Here is a 15,890-nt window from a genome sequence, read left to right as displayed (position 1 = left end):
AAATATAGCATGATGAAAAAAGCAAGAGTGCTGGTATTGATTTTTGTAGTATTGATCAATATCTGTTGTGGAAATCAATCATTTGACCTGTCATCAGTTTCATTAGGGGAGGATGCAAAGAAGTATGATTTTGAAAACAAAGACTTATTTCTGAAAGATGGAGCAAAAGCTGATATCATTCAATATTATGCTGATGAAAACAAAGGAATAACCTACGGAAATATACCATTAGATAATAGCATGGGTACAAGGATTACAGTATACAAAGGAGAAGTAGGAGCTCTCGACACCAATGCTGCCGAAAAATCTTCTCTGGAATTTGTAGAAAAAATAGTAAAAAAGAATGGTAATCCTACTGCTTCTATTACAGATAAAGCCACGGTAGATCCCAAACTGGTAAAACCTATTTTTGAAAAGCTTAAAAAACTTTCTCCGGAAAAAGTGTCATGGAATCAAAATGAAAAAAATTTCTTTACATATCCTACTTCTTTCTTCTGGGATGACGGGAAAAATTATTCCATATTAAGTATCTCCATTGAAGATGATGGGAAAATAAGAAATAAGTACATTTCTGTGACAAAAGAAGCTTACCGTAATAACGCAGTTTTTGGGTTGAAATATCCAACACCTCCTGCGTCTCCATGGTATAAGTATATGAACTAAATATAGGGCTTAAAAATAGAAAGCAATAAATAAAAAAGCATCTCCGGATACTTCAATTACTTTTTTTCTGTTCTATTATTGATAACTGCATACTAACACTAACATTATGAAAAGATTGAAATATATAGTAATACCAATAGTCTGTTTGGCAATTGCTTCATGCGGACATCAGAAAAATAAAGAGACTGAGTCTTTTGTTGAAACACAGGGAAGTACTCAGACAGAGCCCTTCAATCTTGCTAAAATTGCTGTAGGACAAAATATCAATGAAATTTTAAAATCTGCCGGAGCAACGGCTAAGGATGCTGTACGTACCACTGACGTTACGCTGATCGGAAATGAAAAGCTGGCTTTTTCATCAAAAGAATTATTACATTTCAACGGGATAGATTTAGAAGGAAAAAATAATAAAAATACCAATAAAGTCCTTCTGCATTTTGGAAAAGTAGATCAGGAAATCGGCCCGCTTGCTAATGAAAAAGAAGATGAATTGGGAATGTATCAGCTTGATATCTATACAGAACACGAAAAAACAGCACTTCTGGATAATCTGAATAAAACACTTCAGAAACCTAGCTTTGATACCATCCGCGAAGGTTTTGAATCTGAGGTTAAAGACAATGAAATCATTCAGACTCATAATAAATTCAGACAGGAAGTTGCCATCTGGAGAAACAGAGATATGCTCTATTACTACTGTGAAACCAAAATAGATAATAAACCGGACGAATACCGTTGTAATCTCTTCGTATTCAAAAATAAAGAATGGAAAGACCTTCTGAAAGGGTCCGGATATCCTGACCTGGATAAAATCTCCCTGAACTAAAAGAATATAGCAAAGAAATTAAACCATTTGCTTAGCCAGATCAGCTTGCTGATTCCTCTTTGTCCTCTAAAATAAAACATTAGAAAAATAAAATCTCTGCGTTACAAAGATCTGCTCAATCAGTAAAATCTGCGAGAGTTAAAAAAAATAAATGCCGGTCCAAAAAGAACCGGCATTTTTATATCAAATCAGTATTTGAATTATTTTACTAAGAACTGCATCGTTACCTGATCCAGCTTCAAAATATAAACTCCCTGACCAAGATTTCTTGTTTTAATAGAGTTTCCATTTCTGAAAGGCTGATCAATCGTCTGAAGAGTTTTCCCCTGAAGGTTATAAATCTCCGCTTTTCTTACCTTCTGAAGATCTCCTTTTACAAAGATTTCCTGATTGGTGATAGGGTTAGGAGAGATTTTAAAACTGTTAGAAGTAGTTTCAGTAGCTTTACTTTGAGCCATTCTTGCACTTGATCCGGAATAACATGTCCATGCAAGATCATCAATAGCCACTCTGTTGCTTGATGAAGTATTAACCAGACTTACCACTACATTTCCTGAAATGTTGATATTGTTAATGGTCGTCGTTGTAACTGAAGTACTGTAAGGAATAGTTCCTACGGTAGTTCCGTTTACTTTTACATCAAAAGTACCGTTGGTTCCTGAGAATTTAAGCTGCGTAGTTACCGTTAAAGATCCAATACCGTTTGCAGAGCTTCCGGAAGTTAAAGAACCGTTTCTTACCGTAATCGCTTTATTGTTAATAGTTTGGTCTGTTCTTGCATCCGTTGCTGTCCAGGAAGTACCTCCGTTGCTCCACGTTCTCGTTGTATAGGTAGAGCTGGCTGCAGGAATGGTTTCAAAATTTTCATTGGCACAGCTGGTACCCGGAGTAGTACCGCCAGAATTAGTAGTGCCGGAAATTGTTGAGCTGTTTGATGATGAATTTCCTGCGGCATCCTTCGCTACTACATAAAAACTGTAAGTTGTAGAAGGAGTGAGCCCTGAAATGGTTGTTGAAGTCGAACTTGTCGTAGTTTGCAGACTTCCGTTCATATAAACATTATAAGCTTTTACGCCTACGTTATCGGTAGAAGCATTCCATGCAAGAGAAATACTGCTGGAAGTTGTTCCTGAAACATTCAGACCTGTTGCCGCAGTAGGTGCCTGAGTGTCACCTGAGGGCTGTTGAGAACCCCAGATAAGGTTAACATAATTTGGATTGTCGATAAACGGGTTTCTGTTTCCCTGGAAAGTATATGAAGCATTATTTCTTTTGATCTCAGCCTGAGAAACAGGATCCTGATTATGCCATGCCAGTAGAACATTAAGTTCCCAGGTCTGTAGTCCCGGAAAAGTAGAGCTTCCTAACATATTTCCTGATGAAAATGTTGAAAGTTTGCTTTGGTAACGGGTTACAAAATAGAAAATCATACGGGCCACATCTCCTTTAAACTCATCAATCGGTTCAAATACAGTTCCTGAATATCCTGAAGAAGCAGAAGTTCCAAGCTTCGAGCCATTCAGTGAAGTAAATGAAGCACTTCCCACCTTTCCGAAAGGATAATTACTTCTCATTCCATTTACTTTCCCGTCTGTAGCTCTGATAAAGTGAATATCCGCAACCATTGGCGAAGCTTGATTGAATAGGCTTTGAGGAACAATATGCTCTCTGTTATAACAATTTCCTTCAGTAGAATACGTTCCACACTGATCAGATCCCGGAGTATAAGTATAAGGATCACTACCTGCTGGTCTTTCAGAATAAATATCAAGGATGGTTCCGTCATTTTCATAGTCCTTATCGATATCAGTGGTTTTATAAGCTGTCCAAAGCCCACTGTACCCTTTATCCATATGTCCGTTGGTGATAATGCTGCTTAATTCAGTTTTCAGTGCTGCACCACTCAGTCCGTTGGCAGAATTGTAGTATCCTGCAGGAGCCTGGGCGTGGGCAAGTCCCGCAAATACAGAAAATAAAATGATTTTTTTCATAATTAATATTTAGTTTAAAGTTTCAGCAAGAATACCACAATTTTTGTGAATAAAAAATTACAAAATTGTTAATTTTAAATGCACTGTATGCGATACATAATGAGTGATGAATAATAAGTGATAAGTGATAAATGATGAATGATGAATGATGAATGATGTTGTGGTTAAATATCTGTATCTGTATTCAATAGAGGTGGGCTTTATCCAAAACTTAAAACTTAATAATTTTATCCATAAAAAAAGCCGATACAAAACGTACCGGCTATATAATGGATGACATTAATGTTATTTTCTTTGTGGCGGATAATTTTTCATAATCTCAGCCATAATCTCCGGGATTTGTCTCTGTTTCGCTTTTGGAGAATCTACAGAAATTCCGCTTCCGATACCCTGCCAAACCAATTTGTTGCTTTTTGCATCAATAAGGTCAACAATCAGTGCACCTTCATTATAATTGGTTGTCCATGTTCTGCTCATGCCGACACCCCATCCGAATGGTCCGCCCCATCCCCACATTCCGTAAGGAGAAGAGGAATTGATATCCGTGATTTTTTTATGATTTGCTTTTACGTTGATAATCAGATCAGGGTTTTCTCCGGACTGAAGTCCTTTGCTCTGAAGCTGTCTCGACAGTTCATTCAGGACTCTGTCTTTATCAATATCATTCAGTTTCAGATCATCAATTCTTATTTTATATGTTTTATAAGAATTGAAATTGGCGGTTTCAGCATAATCTGAACGTACCTGAAAAGGGCTACAAGAAGTTAAACCTAATGTAGCAGATGCCAACAAAATAAAAATATATTTTTTCATTTTATTTATTTTTTTTATCACTTTTAATGAATGTATCAGTCTTTTTATCGTACCCGTAAGGACAGTGTCTGCAGCCGCTTTTACAGCAGTATCCTCTTTTCAGATGGAATTTTTCTGTAAAAACCTTGTACCCCTGTTCATTATAGTAGAAGTCTTCACCTTCTTTGATGTCATAATGGGCCATAAGTTAAATGCTAGTCAAAAAACTTTTTATATTTGTTACTATGATAATTGTATGCCAAAAGCCTTTAAAAAAATTAAAAATTAATGGCATCGCTCTCTTTCCCTTTATCTTCATTAGGAAACCCGAAGATAAGGAAAATAATGTATTGATCAATCACGAAAAAATTCATTTACGCCAGCAACTGGAAATGCTCATCATTTTCTTCTATATTTTCTATGGTATTGAATACTATTACTGGTTTTTTAAACTCAAAGACGGATATCTGGCCTACAGAAGAATTTCCTTTGAAAGAGAAGCCTATGCTAATGAAAACAACCTGAATTATCTCAAAAAAAGAAAATTCTGGAACTTCAGGAAATATCTTTAGAATAAGGGCATGATGCATTGGAGTTCCGGGTTACGAGATTCGGGTTCAGGCTTCTGGCTTCTGGCTTCCGATTTATTCTTTGTAATGACAGAAGTATTAAGATCTTTCACATCAAGATAACCGGAATATTTTGGCATTGCAGTACTGTATAATTCAATAGGAATGAGCTTTAGCCCTTTTATCAAAAAAATCAAAATTCATCTGGCTTTAGCCAAAACTTAAAAAAGTATCAAACAACCATCTGTAGAAATCCGTGTTATCTGTGGTAAAAAAACAATAAAAACAACAAATTGTCACAACACTAAATCTTTTCCTACTTTTGTAAAGAATAAACTCTGATTCGTAAAACTGAAATGCTATTAAAACTTCCCACAGAACCTGTTTCCATCAAGGAAATTCCAATTCATAAAAACGTAAAGCTTTTCATTAAAAGGGAAGATCAGATTCATCCGTTAATTTCAGGGAATAAATACTGGAAACTCTTTCACAATGTTAATCATTATCTGGGAAGAAATCCAGATAATCCTTATATCATCACTTTTGGAGGTGCTTTTTCCAATCACATTGCAGCGGTTTCCGCAGTAGGCAGTATGGCTGGCATTCCAACACTAGGAATCATCAGAGGAGAAGAACTGCAGCATAAATGGCGGGACAATCCAACTTTACTTTTTGCCAAAAGAAATGGAATGAACCTGAAATTTGTCACCCGCGAAGAATACCGTCACAAAGAAAAACTCACGGAATTCCTTCAACAGGAGTTTCCTGAGGCATTGATAGTTCCTGAAGGAGGTACCAATAAAGAGGCTGTGGAAGGGGTAAAAATGATGCTCAACGAACAAACAAAAGATTTTGACTATCTTTGCACCGCAGTTGGAACCGGAGGTACTATTGCTGGAATTTCAAAATTTTGTGAAGAGAATCAGAAAGTTATAGGATTTAAAGCTGTTGACGATGCTTCTCTGGAAAATAAAATTTTTGAATTAACTTTGAGACAGAATTTTAATCTAATAAATTCATGTTTTGGAGGTTATGGTAAAATAAGTGATGGAAACGTCCGTTTTATCAATGATTTCAAGGAGAGATACGGTATTCCTCTGGAACCGATTTATACAGGGAAAATGATGGAGAAGATTTTTGAACTGATAGAAGAAGAATATTTTCCTGAAAACAGTAAGATTTTGTGCTTTCACACTGGTGGATTACAGGGAATTGAAGGAGCTAATCTGCTGTTGGAAAAACAGAATAGAAATTTAATTATATAAGTAAAATTGAAAAACATGAAACACTTAGTGTTCCATCTTTCATTTTAAAACAATAAAAAATATAAGATGAAAAGACTTTTTCTATCCATAAGCCTTTTAGTTTTATCAAAATTTTCAGCCCAGACTTGGGCAACCGAAGATCAGTATATTCAGAAGTTTGCTAAATATGCAGTAGAAGAAATGGAAAAATACAAAATTCCGGCTTCTATCACTCTTGCCCAGGGATTACTGGAAACCGGAGGCGGGCAGAGCAGACTGGCACAGGAAGGTAAAAACCACTTCGGTATAAAATGTAAAGAAGACTGGACCGGTAGAACGATGAAACATACCGATGATGCACCTAACGAATGCTTCCGTGTGTACGACGATCCAAGACAGTCTTATGAAGACCATTCTATATTTTTATCCACAAGAAAATATTACGCTAACCTTTTCAAATTGGATATGAAAGATTACAGAGCGTGGGCAACCGGCTTAAAAAAAGCAGGATATGCTACCAACCCGCGCTATGCTTCCATTCTTATCTCCAAAATTGAAAAGTATAAATTATATGAATACGACAATACCAATTCTAATGAAGTATTGTACGCTGTTCTTAAAATGTATCCGGATCTGAAAGACGACAGAACTTTCATGGCGCAGCTGGAACCTTCAAAAGCAACCAGAAAAGTGAAAGAACCAGTTACCGTTGAAGTTCCTTACAAACAGACTTCTTATGCACAACAGCAAAAAAGAGTAGAAAGAATCAAAACGAAAGCTGAAATTCTTAATTCTATTCTTATCAAAAGTCACCCGAATGACGGGCTGAAATATATTATCATTCCTGAAGATACCGATGTGAAATTCATTGCCAACAAATTCAAAGTAAGCGAAAGCAGGCTGATGAAATGGAATGAACTGGAAAATGAGTCTTTAAAGAAAAATGATATCGTTTTCCTTGAATCAAAAAACTCTACAGGAAATATCGCAACCTATAAAGCGGTGTCTGGAGAAGATATGCATGATATTGCACAGAAATTCGGAATCAAGTTAAATAAATTATATGCTAAAAACAGAATGGATGAAGGGCAGCAACCTTCAGCAGGACAGCTGATTTATTTAATAGACAAAAAACCGCGAAACTAATAACGATTCCAAAGCCATGAGAATATTAAATGTGAAATCTAAATATCTGTCGATATTTCTGATATTCATGTCGTGTACAATATTTTCACAGGATCAAAATTATATTCCTTACAGAAAAGGAAAGTTGTGGGGATTGTGTGATGTTAATAAATTTATAGCTGTACAGCCGCAATATAGCAGTATAAGCAGCTATGATGAATCCATAGGAGGATTTCATGCAGAACAAAATGGAAGATTTGGTATCGTAGATCGAAATGCTGTTATCATCATGCCATTTATTTCCAATACACCCATATCTGTAGAACGAGATAAATATCTGGTTTTTGATGGATGGGATTATTATTACTATTCCATCAAGACCAAAATGCGTCTTGACAAATATATTAAGCAAGAAAGTTATCCTGTAAGAGACAGTGGTTGGGAAAATTATAGTCCGCTTAACAGAAATAACGCAAAATTGATATTAAGCAGGGAAGATCTTGATGATGATGATCTGGATATGCTGGAGTCATATGATAATGATGGTTATCAATGGAATTACAAAGCTGATTTTCTGGAGATCATGGACGGAAATACCTATGTCGGGATGTATGTCCCTAAACTTAAGAAAGTATTTCTCAATACACAGGATATAGCATACGTAGGATGGCAGTTTTATAAAGGTAAACCTTATATTTTGACAACCAACGTTTCAGGTTTTTTGGGTTTAGCAGATGAAAATTTGCGGGAGGTTTATCCTATACGATATGAAACAATCAATCTGATAGATGACAGCCATTTAGTTGTTCTTTCAGAACCTGATCCGAATAACAGAAATAATGTGATTTTTAAGACAATTCTTCCCAATAATAAGGTTTTATACGGAAAATTTGAGCCAGCTATGATCGTTTTGAAAAATGGCAATCCTTTTCAGATATATTACATGATAAGTAATGGGCAGAAAAATTATGCAGGAGAAGATGGAACCCTTTACTTTGAGGGTTAAATAATAAAATAAAAGAAAAATGAAGTATCAAAGAAGTTCGGCTTTATTTGATGAAGCCTACAAATACATTCCGGGAGGTGTAAACTCTCCGGTAAGAGCATTCAAATCCGTAGGAGGAGTGCCCGTTTTCATGAAATCGGCAAAAGGAGCTTACCTTACCGATGCAGATGACAATACTTACATCGATTATATTAACTCATGGGGCCCAGCCATTTTAGGACATACACATCCTGAAGTATTGGAAGAACTGAAAATACAGGCAGAGAAAGGATTCTCTTTCGGTGCACCTACAGAGCTGGAAACAGAAATTGCAAAATTCATCATTGAAAATGTTCCTAATATTGACCAGATCAGAATGGTTTCTTCAGGAACAGAAGCATGTATGAGCGCCATAAGACTGGCAAGAGGATATACAGGAAGAGATAAGATTGTAAAATTTGAAGGCTGCTACCATGGGCATTCGGATTCATTCCTGATCAAGGCAGGAAGTGGTGCTGCTACATTTGGAAACCCAAATTCTCCGGGAGTAACTGCCGGAACTGCAAAAGATACTTTGCTAGCCCGTTATAATGATTTCGAACAGGTTGAGGATTTATTCCGTCACAATCAGGGAGAAATTGCAGCGGTAATTATAGAGCCGGTTGCAGGAAATATGGGCTGTGTATTGCCAGAAAATGATTTCTTACAGAATCTGAGAAAAATCTGTGACGAAAACGGAACTTTATTAATTTTTGATGAAGTAATGACAGGTTTCAGATTAGCTTTCGGAGGAGCGCAGGAACTTTTCAATGTAAAAGCAGACCTGGTGACTTACGGTAAAGTAATCGGAGGAGGGCTTCCGGTAGGAGCTTTCGCTGGCAGAAATGAAATCATGGATCATCTTGCACCAAAAGGTGGTGTTTATCAGGCGGGAACATTAAGTGGAAATCCTTTAGCAATGAGAGCCGGATTAAAAACCCTTCAGCTTATTAAAAATGACCCTGAATTTTTCAGCAGATTGGAGAAAACAACAGAAACATTGGATTTTGAAATAGGGAAAATTCTGAATGAAAAAGGAATCGCTCACAGAATCAACCGAAAAGGTTCTATGATGTCGGTATTTTTCCACATCAGCAGTGTTTCCAACTTTGATGAAGCGCAGGAAGCTAATCATTCATTGTTCAATAATTTCTTCCACCAGATGCTTCAGAATGGAGTATACCTTCCGCCAAGCGGTTACGAAACATATTTCATCAGTGATGCCATCAAGGATAAAGAGATTGATATGACACTGGAAGCTGTGAGAAAATTTGAATATTCAAATAAATAAAAATAAATGAAACCGGATTTTAGATCCGGTTTTTTTATGGAAAAGAAAATTGATTTGATGAGTTTAGATTGAAAAAAATCAACGCAATCTTTGTCACTGCGGTAGAAGAGTAAAAACAGCATAATCTGGATTTTTATGGAATGACAAGCGTTGTGGGATACTCTTAGTTGTAGTGTAGAAAGATAAACTGAGTATTTCAGCAGGGAATTACCACAAAGTATAAATCATACAGATTTTGTAATAAACCATACACTTCGTTCAAGGTACTTCTTTTTAATTTTGTATTAAATAGATTGGAAATGAAGACCTCAGACAATAATATCTCTCGTAAAGATTTCATCCGAAACTCAGCGTTGGCTGTAGCGGGACTCACCTTAATACCCAATATCATGACTGCATCGCCTTTCGATGAGAAAAATCTTTCAGTAAAAGGAAAAATGAGCCTTAAGAATGTTCGTCTGGAAACAGGATTTGAATACCAGGATGGGGAAGTGTCTTCTACCAAAACGGATCTATTTTATGTTGAAGTTGAGAACGGAAAAATTATAAAGATTTCACCCAATCAACCGAATGCTAAAGCGGTAGATGCAAAAGGACTGTTGATGCTTCCTGCATTTAAGGATATGCACATCCATTTGGATAAAACCTTTTATGGTGATCAATGGCAGGCTGTGAGAAAGAGAACCGGAGGGATAAAAGGAATGATAGAACTGGAGCAGAAAATGCTTCCTGAGATGCTGAAGAATTCAACTTTCAAAGCCGAAAAACTGATTGAGTTATTACAGTCTAAGGGAACTTCCTTTGCAAGAAGTCACGTGAATATTGAACCCACTTCAAAACTTCAGTCATTAAAAAATCTTCAGAAAGCTTTAGAAAACAAAAAGAAAGGCTTTGGAGCTGAGCTGGTGGCTTTTCCACAGCACGGTGTGTTCTATACGGATTCCGTACCTTATTTGAAAGAAGCGGCGAAGATGGATATTGATTTTATCGGTGGAGTAGATCCGTTCAACATCGACGGAGATATCGAAAAAGTGATCGATTTCACGGTTCAGCTTGCTTTAGACAATAAAAAAGGAATAGATATTCACTTACACGAAACCGGAGACTCGGGATTGAGAACGGTAGAATATCTGATTAAAAAAGTGACTGAAAACCCTGCTCTGAAAGGGAAAACTTATTTAAGCCACTGTTTTGTTCTTGGAAAATTAGAAGCCGCAAAACAGGAAGAAATTGCTGAGAAATTGGGCGACGCACAGATCGGAATTGTCTCTACAATACCTTTCGGAAGGTTGATTATGCCTATTCCAACGCTTTACAAACATAACGTAACTGTCCTTACCGGGAATGACAGCATTGTAGACCACTGGAATACCTTCGGAACCGGAAGTGTCCTTCAGAAAGCCAATTTAATGGCTCAATTGTATGGATATTCAACAGAGTTTTTATTGTCAAGAAGTTTAAAACTGGCAACAGGAAATATTCTTCCGCTTGATGATAAAGGAACTCAGCAATGGCCAAAGTCAGGTGATAAAGCAAATTTTGTATTGATCAACGCAAGCTGTTCTGCAGAAGTAGTATCAAGAATTTCAGAGGTAGAGTCTTTAGTTCACGATGGAAACGTTGTTTTTTAATTTAGAATAAAAGGATTAAATAAATTAATATATAATCTAGTTGTGTTTTTTCAACCATAAAGGGGATGCAAGTTTACGAAAGTCACGAACGAAGATGAAAAATGAAGATAGCGTGATACAATAAAGCTTTTGTTCCTTTTGTGGTTGTTTTAGTTTTTTCTCTCGTAAATTTTAGTAATTTTAGGAGAAAATCAGGCAGAGTGGCTTACCATACAGATCATTTTCCTATTTTGGGAATTCAGGAATTTAGTGATAATCAGTTGAAAAGCTGTAATCTGCTGTTCAATGAACTTTCCGGAGCGCGCTCCATCGATGATCCGCACAAACATGATTTTTTTATCATCAATCTTTTTGAGAAGGGAGTAGGTTCGCATACCATAGATTTTACAGAATATCAGGTTAAAGACCATCAGATTCATCTTGTTTTTCCCGATCAGGTACACCAATGGGTGATTGAAAAAGAAACCATCGGGTATCAGCTGATGATCAGCAGAGATTGGTTTGAAAGTTTTCTGCCCTCATTACGGTTTTCTGCCTCGTATTATCAGAACCATCCAGTGATCAATCTTTCCAAAGAAGTTTTTGAAACTTTTCTGTATGAATTTCAGGCTATCCAGAAAGAATTGAATGGGGAAAAAGTCTTTTGGGAATTGATTCAAAAAAGAAGTGAATTGATTGGTTTGCTGGTGAGCCAATCTGTGGAGGGTGCTTTCAAAGATTTTGAAATTTACAATTCTAATCCTATTATTTCAAAGTTTCTCCATCTTATTGATGAATATTTCAAAACAGAAAGATCCGTTTCTTTTTATGCAGATAAACTGAATATTTCCGCCAATTATCTGAATATTGTCTGCAAGAAAAACCTCAATGCTTCAGCTTCATCCCTTATTCAGGACCGTATTTTACTGGAAGCCAAAAGACTGTTGAAAGTTTCCGAAATGTCAGTGAAAGACATTGTCTATGATCTCGGGTTCTATGATCATGCCAGCTTTTCCAAATTCTTTAAAGCCCAAACGGGAATGACACCTTCCCAGTTTAAAGAATAATCTGTACAAAACAAGACATAATTGATACACCGGTTTTAGCTTGAACATGGGTTAATTTTGTATTGTTAAAATTTAAATCATGCAATTTCCCTATCAATTAACTGCAAAAGGAAACTATTCCCTTAAAAATGTCCGCCTGGAGACTGGCTTTGAATACGAAAATGAAGAGGTTATCGGAACAAAAACAGGCCTTTTCAGTATTGAAATTGAAGACGGAAAAATAAAAACAGTAAAAGCTAATGATCCTGCTTCCAAAGCAATTGATGCAAAAGGTTATCTGATGCTTCCTGCTTTCAGAGACATGCATATTCATCTCGATAAAACCCTGTATGGTCTTCCATGGCAGGCACTTTCTCCGAAAAGAAGAACCGTGAAGGATATGATTGCCTATGAACAGGAAATCATTCCTGAATTGCTGAAAACTTCGGTAAGCAGAGCAGAACAGCTGATCAGTTTGCAGCAGCATTACGGAACTCATTTTGCGAGAACCCATTTTAATATTGATCCTACCTCTGGATTGAAATCTCTGGAACATCTTGAGCAGGCTCTTGAAAATAAAAGAGATTCTTTCAAAGCCGAGCTGGTTGCTTTTCCACAGCATGGAGTGTATTATACGGAATCTGCTCCGTTGATGAAAGAAGCAGCACAGTTGAAAAGTGTAGAATTCATTGGTGGGCTGGATCCTTTAAGTATTGATGGAAGTATTGAGAAAGTAATGGATTTTACCGTTCAGCTGGCTTTAGATCACAACAAAGGAATTGATATTCACCTGCACGAAGCAGGAGAGTCTGGAATGAAAACCATCAGTTGTCTGATTGATAAAGCGATGGAAAACCCTGCACTTCAGGGAAAAACGTTTGTAAGCCATGCATTTGCTTTAGCCCATCTTTCACCCAAAGAAACAGAGCAGATTGCAGAAAGACTGGCTGCCGGAAAAGTGGGAATTGCTTCTTCCGTACCTTTTAAAGGAAAAATAATGCCTATTCCAACGCTGAAAAAATATGGGGTTAATGTATTGATCGGAAATGATAATGTGCAGGACTACTGGAGTACCTTCGGATCCGGAAATATGCTGCAGAAAGCAAATCTTATTGCAGAGCTGTATGGTTATGCTACGGAATATGCCTTATCAAGAGCCTTGCAGTTTGCTACTCAAAGCACTCTTCCTCTGGATGAAAAAGGAAAGCAGCAATGGCCAAAAGCCGGTGATGAAGCAGCAATTGTTCTGACAGATGCTTCATGCTCTGCAGAAGCTGTTTCCAGAATGTCTGAAATAAAAGCCCTAATGAATGACGGGAATTTATTTTGGAGAAATTAATGTGAAGTATATATATTTTTATACACTTGTTTTTTGTAACTGCCATCGGAAGTTTTTCTGGTGGCTTTTTTTGAATGGGGTGCGGGTTTCGGGTTTCGGGTTTTGAGATTTGTGATTCGAGTTTTGAGTTTTGAGTTTGGGGATTTTGATTGTGAACTTAGAACTTTTTATATTCAATAGGAACGGGCTTTAGCCCGTTTGAAATTAGTTAAAAAATCCTCTGGCTTTAGCCAAAACCTACTAAGAATCTGTGATAATCTGTGAAAATTTGTGGTCAGCCAAAAGAAATAACTGTTGAAATGACCAACTTCAGATTTTTTAATGTGAACGCCCCGTAATATTGAAGTATGCAGAATTCTGTAAAAGCAGAGAATAATGATGAAAAAGGGGCATCTGGTTTTGAAATAGCCCTTTTTTATTTTCAATTATTAATGATTATTTTAATTTTGCTTTATGACTTTTTTGTCAGTAAAATACATAATTGCTCCTATTATAGGGAATCCAAACTGTAACCAGACATAATTATTTTTTTGTCGTTTACTTAGATTTTTATTTTTCAAAATATCTCTAATTGTATAGATGTTTAATATTGCAAACAGTAAAAATGCAATTAACAGTATTTCGGGATTTTCAATAAGCATAATATTAATGTTTTAAGATATTGATGATTTTAAAATTGTGAAATAAATGTAAAAAGATATTTTAAAATCACTATTACGGGAATCCGTATTTGCTAAAACTTTATTACTATGTAGAATATATATCAAGTGAAAAAGGTTTTTAACTTCACAAAATTCTTTGATTGTGTTAATTCGCTTTTCAAGAGAACTTAAAATGTTTGGATTAATACCATTTTTAACAATAAAAAAAGCCCTCAGAAAATATTTCCGAAGGCCTTTTATTTGAAATTAAATCTAGGTACTTATATGATGATGTTATAAGTTAAAGTTAGTCCATCCTGCATACCAAGTATCAGTGGCATCTTTTACAGCACCTCTGTAAGTAACCTGTGTAAACCAGGTTGCTAATTTAGGGTTTGTAAACGCTCCACCTGTTAACAATGGAGAACCTGCATTAGGAGTAAAGTTTGGTGTAGTTCCTGCAGGAGCCCATGCACCAGCAAGTTTTACATCAGCTGTAGAAGCAAGAATTGTATTTCCTTTAGCATTAAACCAAGTCGTAAGATCGTTTAATGTATATGTTGTCGGAGTAGATGTAGATGGTCCGAATTTTAAAGGAGTTGTATTTCCTGCTAAAACGTTGTTTTCAAAGAATAATTTGTTACCTACGATGTTGTTATCCGTTGGAGATCCTTTAGTAGCATCAATGAATAAACCAACCGGGAATCCTGTAAATACAGAGTTGAATACAGAGATAGAAGAGTTTCTTCTGATCTGTAATGCATTCTGGAACAACGCATTGATTGATCCCGGAGCAGCAGAGTTGATTGGCCCGATAATCGTCATGTTAGAGAATGTAGCTGAAGTCTGAGGCGTTAAAGTAGAACCGTTGGCATCATTATCAGATTCAAATGCGTTAGAACCGGAAACGTCAGCTACCTGAGAATCTCTTACTGCGATACCAAACTGTACATTTCCTGAATACCCGTTGTCAGTATCGAAATCGTCATCAAGACCTTTATAAGAAATAAGGTGAGAACAGTTTACTGTTCCTCCGAACCACTCAAAACTGTCATCGTTAGCATAAGCAACTTCTACATAATCCACTGTAGTTCCGCTACCTACACCACCGAATGTAAGTCCGTTGATCTCTTTATCTGGTAAGAATGCATATCCTGCATATTCTATTCTTACATATTTTAATACTCCACTGTTGTCAGCAGCATTATTTCCTCCATAAAGTCCAAGACCTTCAGAGTTGTTAATACCTCCTTCAATTTCTCCAACGCCGTTTGTTCCTCCGAAAGATGCATTAGTAGGAGCATTTCCTAAAATTACTACACCTGCCCAGTCTCCTCTTTTAGGACTTGCTTTCTCTGAAGTGAAGATAATAGGATTGGCAGCAGTTCCTTCTGCCATTATTTTGCTTCCTCTTGTAATGATTAAAGCTCCGTTTTTATCAGCTTCACCTACAATCTTTGTACCTGGCTCGATCGTTAAAGTAGCTCCGTTAGTTACATATACCAGTCCTCTCAGCTTATAGATTTTATTGGCTTTAAGTGTAGTATTGGAAGTGATTTTTCCTGAAAGAATAAGGTTTTCAGTGTCTCCGTTTCCATTACCTCCATTTTGAATAATGGTAGGTCCATCTTCTTCTATATTTCTACATGCGGTAGTTGATACTAGAGCGCCAAGCATTAAAGAATATAAAACGAACTTTTTCATGTTATAAAGAATTAAATTATTTATT

General features: G+C 36.4%; 15 protein-coding genes. 10 read left to right on the top strand and 5 right to left on the bottom strand.

Annotated features, from left to right (window positions below):
- The first annotated feature begins 9 nt into the window (after positions 1-9).
- Together DEU39_RS11220 and DEU39_RS11215 are read left to right on the top strand one after the other, a co-directional pair.
- On the top strand, positions 10-663 hold the full coding sequence (locus DEU39_RS11220) for a hypothetical protein (RefSeq protein WP_120231982.1): 654 nt from the start codon (positions 10-12) through the stop codon (positions 661-663).
- Between the two features lie 106 nt (positions 664-769).
- Positions 770-1,489, top strand: a complete 720-nt coding sequence (locus DEU39_RS11215) for a hypothetical protein (protein WP_123279365.1) — start codon at positions 770-772, stop codon at positions 1,487-1,489.
- A 200-nt stretch (positions 1,490-1,689) separates the two neighbouring features.
- Here the strand turns inward: DEU39_RS11215 and DEU39_RS11210 are convergent, their stop codons facing one another.
- The 3 genes from DEU39_RS11210 to DEU39_RS11200 form a co-directional block, all read right to left on the bottom strand.
- Entirely contained in the window at positions 1,690-3,480 is a 1,791-nt protein-coding gene (locus tag DEU39_RS11210; protein WP_120231981.1) for an endonuclease, read from the bottom strand.
- Positions 3,481-3,765: 285 nt separating this feature from the next.
- On the bottom strand, positions 3,766-4,293 hold the full coding sequence (locus DEU39_RS11205) for a DUF4136 domain-containing protein (RefSeq protein ID WP_047434230.1): 528 nt from the start codon (positions 4,291-4,293) through the stop codon (positions 3,766-3,768).
- A gap of 1 nt (position 4,294) precedes the next feature.
- The gene (locus DEU39_RS11200; protein WP_047434227.1) at positions 4,295-4,477 is read right to left on the bottom strand and encodes a DUF5522 domain-containing protein; all 183 of its coding nucleotides are present in this window, start codon (positions 4,475-4,477) and stop codon (positions 4,295-4,297) included.
- Between the two features lie 40 nt (positions 4,478-4,517).
- Between DEU39_RS11200 and DEU39_RS11195 the strand changes: the two genes are divergently transcribed.
- Complete coding sequence (locus DEU39_RS11195) at positions 4,518-4,844, top strand: hypothetical protein (protein WP_120231980.1); 327 nt, start codon at positions 4,518-4,520, stop codon at positions 4,842-4,844.
- Here DEU39_RS11195 and DEU39_RS24390 read toward each other — a convergent pair.
- Entirely contained in the window at positions 4,841-4,981 is a 141-nt protein-coding gene (locus tag DEU39_RS24390; RefSeq protein ID WP_183037402.1) for a hypothetical protein, read from the bottom strand. The two genes, DEU39_RS11195 and DEU39_RS24390, sit on opposite strands and share 4 nt — an antisense overlap.
- 216 nt (positions 4,982-5,197) lie before the next feature.
- Here DEU39_RS24390 and DEU39_RS11185 point away from each other — a divergent pair, with 216 nt between their 5' ends.
- The 7 genes from DEU39_RS11185 (at position 5,198) to DEU39_RS11155 (ending at position 13,520) form a co-directional block, all read left to right on the top strand.
- A complete protein-coding gene (locus tag DEU39_RS11185; protein ID WP_062674270.1) occupies positions 5,198-6,106 on the top strand; it encodes a 1-aminocyclopropane-1-carboxylate deaminase/D-cysteine desulfhydrase in 909 nt (302 codons plus the stop codon).
- A 66-nt stretch (positions 6,107-6,172) separates the two neighbouring features.
- A complete protein-coding gene (locus DEU39_RS11180) occupies positions 6,173-7,231 on the top strand; it encodes a glucosaminidase domain-containing protein (protein ID WP_120231978.1) in 1,059 nt (352 codons plus the stop codon).
- A gap of 16 nt (positions 7,232-7,247) precedes the next feature.
- Positions 7,248-8,216: a hypothetical protein gene (locus DEU39_RS11175; protein WP_147367584.1), complete on the top strand. Its 969-nt coding sequence runs from the start codon at positions 7,248-7,250 to the stop codon at positions 8,214-8,216.
- A 19-nt stretch (positions 8,217-8,235) separates the two neighbouring features.
- A complete protein-coding gene (hemL, locus tag DEU39_RS11170) occupies positions 8,236-9,525 on the top strand; it encodes a glutamate-1-semialdehyde 2,1-aminomutase (RefSeq protein ID WP_062674274.1) in 1,290 nt (429 codons plus the stop codon).
- A gap of 299 nt (positions 9,526-9,824) precedes the next feature.
- The gene (locus DEU39_RS11165; protein WP_120231976.1) at positions 9,825-11,156 is read left to right on the top strand and encodes an amidohydrolase; all 1,332 of its coding nucleotides are present in this window, start codon (positions 9,825-9,827) and stop codon (positions 11,154-11,156) included.
- A gap of 200 nt (positions 11,157-11,356) precedes the next feature.
- Entirely contained in the window at positions 11,357-12,202 is an 846-nt protein-coding gene (locus DEU39_RS11160) for an AraC family transcriptional regulator (RefSeq protein ID WP_120231975.1), read from the top strand.
- Positions 12,203-12,281: 79 nt separating this feature from the next.
- Positions 12,282-13,520, top strand: coding sequence for an amidohydrolase (locus DEU39_RS11155; RefSeq protein ID WP_120231974.1), 1,239 nt, complete (start codon positions 12,282-12,284; stop codon positions 13,518-13,520).
- A 935-nt stretch (positions 13,521-14,455) separates the two neighbouring features.
- Here DEU39_RS11155 and DEU39_RS11145 read toward each other — a convergent pair.
- The gene (locus tag DEU39_RS11145) at positions 14,456-15,865 is read right to left on the bottom strand and encodes a hypothetical protein (protein ID WP_062674285.1); all 1,410 of its coding nucleotides are present in this window, start codon (positions 15,863-15,865) and stop codon (positions 14,456-14,458) included.
- Positions 15,866-15,890 lie beyond the last annotated feature (25 nt).

The organism is Chryseobacterium sp. AG363 (genome assembly GCF_003610675.1).
Taxonomy (GTDB): domain Bacteria; phylum Bacteroidota; class Bacteroidia; order Flavobacteriales; family Weeksellaceae; genus Chryseobacterium; species Chryseobacterium cucumeris.
Note: the sequence above shows the minus strand (reverse complement) of the source record. Positions and strands in the feature narration are given on the sequence as shown.

Excerpts from the sequence above, each read along its gene's own strand:
- DEU39_RS11220 (WP_120231982.1), top strand. The coding sequence starts at position 10 with ATGATGAAAAAAGCAAGAGTGCTGGTATTGATTTTTGTAGTATTGATC.
- DEU39_RS11215 (WP_123279365.1), top strand. The coding sequence starts at position 770 with ATGAAAAGATTGAAATATATAGTAATACCAATAGTCTGTTTGGCAATT.
- DEU39_RS11210 (WP_120231981.1), bottom strand. The coding sequence starts at position 3,480 with ATGAAAAAAATCATTTTATTTTCTGTATTTGCGGGACTTGCCCACGCC.
- DEU39_RS11205 (WP_047434230.1), bottom strand. The coding sequence starts at position 4,293 with ATGAAAAAATATATTTTTATTTTGTTGGCATCTGCTACATTAGGTTTA.
- DEU39_RS11200 (WP_047434227.1), bottom strand. The coding sequence starts at position 4,477 with ATGGCCCATTATGACATCAAAGAAGGTGAAGACTTCTACTATAATGAA.
- DEU39_RS11195 (WP_120231980.1), top strand. The coding sequence starts at position 4,518 with ATGATAATTGTATGCCAAAAGCCTTTAAAAAAATTAAAAATTAATGGC.
- DEU39_RS24390 (WP_183037402.1), bottom strand. The coding sequence starts at position 4,981 with ATGCCAAAATATTCCGGTTATCTTGATGTGAAAGATCTTAATACTTCT.
- DEU39_RS11185 (WP_062674270.1), top strand. The coding sequence starts at position 5,198 with ATGCTATTAAAACTTCCCACAGAACCTGTTTCCATCAAGGAAATTCCA.
- DEU39_RS11180 (WP_120231978.1), top strand. The coding sequence starts at position 6,173 with ATGAAAAGACTTTTTCTATCCATAAGCCTTTTAGTTTTATCAAAATTT.
- DEU39_RS11175 (WP_147367584.1), top strand. The coding sequence starts at position 7,248 with ATGAGAATATTAAATGTGAAATCTAAATATCTGTCGATATTTCTGATA.
- hemL (WP_062674274.1), top strand. The coding sequence starts at position 8,236 with ATGAAGTATCAAAGAAGTTCGGCTTTATTTGATGAAGCCTACAAATAC.
- DEU39_RS11165 (WP_120231976.1), top strand. The coding sequence starts at position 9,825 with ATGAAGACCTCAGACAATAATATCTCTCGTAAAGATTTCATCCGAAAC.
- DEU39_RS11155 (WP_120231974.1), top strand. The coding sequence starts at position 12,282 with ATGCAATTTCCCTATCAATTAACTGCAAAAGGAAACTATTCCCTTAAA.
- DEU39_RS11145 (WP_062674285.1), bottom strand. The coding sequence starts at position 15,865 with ATGAAAAAGTTCGTTTTATATTCTTTAATGCTTGGCGCTCTAGTATCA.